This window comes from Mailhella sp. (assembly GCF_057866825.1).
This window is the reverse complement of the sequence record NZ_DBMAHT010000190.1, coordinates 1-2,806: the sequence shown is the minus strand read 5'-3', so window position 1 is coordinate 2,806 and position 2,806 is coordinate 1. Positions and strand designations below refer to the sequence as shown.

Sequence of the window (2,806 nt, the reverse complement as noted above, 5' to 3'; positions counted from 1 at the left end):
TCAGGAACATGATAAAATTTATACATTTTAATGATAATTTTACCCAATTTTCGTCATCCAGTAAAGTCCAAAGAGGTATTCAAAACCACCCGCTATGTGGGTGGTTTTGATTTCTTACAATTCTCTCAAGAATATATTTACTTCTACGGTAGTAGCGCTTTTCATATTCCACAAGAGATCCTATCTCGTCCGGAAAAATTTTTTTAATCTTTCTTTTTTGTAGGTACTTACGCAGGTACTCATATTTTTACTGAAATAAAATATTTATAAAATCAAATAATTACATATAATATTCGCTTTTATCATGCAGCGCCGCGTGCTGGTCGTTCTTCTGCCTTCGCTGGAAAAAGCCCCCGCAGAACTGGCCAGCCTCGGAAAAATCAGCCTCTCCGCCATACGCAACGCCTGTGCCGTTGGCCTCGGCGCACATATTGAAGGCGACGCCGCCGACGTGCTGGAAGCCCTGCCCACGGACACTGTGGGCATCGGCCCGTATCTGTGCATCGTGGATGAATATGCGGCCATCGTCACCCCCGGCTTTGAGGTCGTGCTGACACAGGGGCGCGGTCTCGGCATAGCCGCCATCGTCGCCTCCCAGGATTACGCCGGTATTCTGGAAGCAGACAAAAAAGGCGCGCAGCAGATGGTGGCCAACACCTCCATAAAAATCTTCATGAAAATGCAGGACGCGGAAAAAACTTGGGAACTCATACGGGGACAGGCCGGACAAGGCACCGTCCTCCGCACCACCGGCTTCAACGTCAACGAAAAAATAAGCGCAGGTTACCGCGACGCCATGAACACCACCGTGGAACAGGAAGACCGCGTCGTCCTGCGCGACTTGCAGGAACAGATCGAAGGCGAAGCCCATTTCATCTTCAGCGGGCAAATCGTCCGGGGCACCATGTTCTTTGCCAACCCTTCCCTGAAAAAAGCGCAGCTGCGCGTCCCCCAGCTTGTGCAGCTCTCCCAGGAGAAACACTATGACCATGCGGCATAAAAGAGAAAAAGCCCGGCTAGCTGAAAATGGTCGCCAACCTTGCAAGAACTTCATCCATAATGACGGGCGGTACTTGTTCCAGCCGTCTGCCGGATCTCGCCCGCAAGTCCAGCGCCCTGGGCTGGTCACAACGAACTACTCCTGTAGTACGCGTGCCGCATCCGCTGAGCGACACGGCGAATCCTGCAGTACGGGCAAAATTCCCCCCGCTGGTAATCGGCAACACTACGGGAACCTGCGTCACTCTGTTGAACTCGTCGGGAGAAATCACCAACACCGGTCGCGTTCCCTGTTGCTCATGCCCTTCTGTAGGATCAAGCGTCACCAGATAAATATCACCACGCCGCATCAGATCAGCTCCCCGCCCGTGGCTCCAGCCCCGGTCCACACTCCATCCTCAGGGGAAAGCGGCGCGGAAGCATCACACTGAGCCAACAGTTCCTGCAGGCTGTACTTCTTCCTGACGTTCGGCTCAATAATCAGACGCCCGGATTCCACGGCCATGCTTACCGATGACCCCGATTCCATTCGCAGCATTTCCAAAATGGCGGGAGGAACGGCCAGCATCACTGAACCGCCGACTTTTCTCAAATTAGCTGTGTACATCGTCATCCTCCATAAGTTATATTTTTATATAACTCGCAATCGCCAATATGGCAAGTCCCCTTCGACAATACCGCACCGGAGAACAGTTATGACGCGACTCGTACAACTTATTACTCTTTTCATCTGTCTTTTGTCGGGATCGGTTCCTTCTGCCCATGCCGGAACGCCCGTGTCCGACCGGATAGCCGTGGAAGCTGGCGTAAAGGCAGAACTTTCAAAAGACCTGGCGCTGCCTTACGCGCCCGATGCGGCCCTTTCCGGCAGAACCTGTCTGGACGGCAGGCCGACAAAAGAATTTCAGGGCGACATCATGGAATACTGGGTCAACCTGGAATGTCCTTACTGCGGCATTGAGGAACCGCTCCGGGCACAGCGGGAAAATCCCGGCATGTGCATTGTCGTGCGTCACAGCCCTTCGGACAACTACGGAGAGTCGTTGAAAAAAGCCCTGAGCTTTGAAGCACTCCTGCGCTTTTCTCCGAACGCCGCGCACAGCTTCTGGAATGCCGTGGTGCCCCGGACACCTCTCGGCGTTCCGAAACCCTATGAGGCTGCGCTGCAAACGGCGCTTCAGGATGCGGCCATTGTGCCGGAAGACTTTGCCGACTCTCTGCAACAGGTCGCTCCTGTCGTAGGCGCGGATATTATCGCCTCGCAATCCAGAATCACCTCAACTCCCACCTGGATTCTGGACGGCATTCGTTTTCCCGCCTGTGATTTCACGGCCTCACAAGTGCCGCTGGCTCTCGAACTCGCCCATAAGGCCCGCGCCGAAGACGCCGATGCCAAAGAACGCATCGTCCAGATGATTACGCGCGGCCTTTTGAATGAGTCCGTTTTATGACGCCCTCTTTCCCTGACCCGTCTTGACGAACGCTTCCCTTCTCACTAATCTTATAAGTAAGATTTATCTTGTAAATAAGATTTCAGGGAGAACTCATGGAACTTGCCAAGGTCACTTCGCGCGGTCAGATCACGCTGCCCCTCGCCATTCGCAGAAAGCTCGACGTGAAGGAAGGGGATAAGGTTGTTTTTTATGAAGAAAACGGGCGCATTGTCGTTGAAAACGCCGCAAAGCTGACAATCGCCCAGGAAAAAAAGCCCGGCGAGTAGGAACAGGCTGTCTTCATTTCGACGCGCCGCCTTTCCTCCGCCCAGCGGCAAGGAAAGGACAGTATGGCCAGACGGCGCAAGCAGACC

The 2,806-nt window shown here is 53.5% G+C and carries 4 protein-coding genes; 2 read left to right on the top strand and 2 right to left on the bottom strand.

The window, feature by feature from the left end; all coding sequences use genetic code 11:
• The first annotated feature begins 316 nt into the window (after positions 1-316).
• Positions 317-1,000 carry a TraM recognition domain-containing protein gene (locus ACZM96_RS10520; protein ID WP_483218065.1) on the top strand — a complete coding sequence of 228 codons (684 nt, stop codon included), beginning with the start codon at positions 317-319 and terminating at the stop codon, positions 998-1,000.
• Between the two features lie 16 nt (positions 1,001-1,016).
• On the opposite strand, the gene ACZM96_RS10515 is transcribed toward ACZM96_RS10520, so the two are convergent.
• The gene (locus ACZM96_RS10515; RefSeq protein ID WP_077073078.1) at positions 1,017-1,349 is read right to left on the bottom strand and encodes a type II toxin-antitoxin system PemK/MazF family toxin; all 333 of its coding nucleotides are present in this window, start codon (positions 1,347-1,349) and stop codon (positions 1,017-1,019) included.
• A 153-nt stretch (positions 1,350-1,502) separates the two neighbouring features.
• Between ACZM96_RS10515 and ACZM96_RS10510 the strand changes: the two genes are divergently transcribed.
• Positions 1,503-2,450, top strand: a complete 948-nt coding sequence (locus ACZM96_RS10510; protein ID WP_489488998.1) for a DsbA family protein — start codon at positions 1,503-1,505, stop codon at positions 2,448-2,450.
• Positions 2,451-2,500: 50 nt separating this feature from the next.
• Here ACZM96_RS10510 and ACZM96_RS10505 read toward each other — a convergent pair.
• A partial coding sequence (locus tag ACZM96_RS10505; protein ID WP_489488996.1) for a hypothetical protein occupies positions 2,501-2,806 on the bottom strand: 306 nt, incomplete at its 5' end.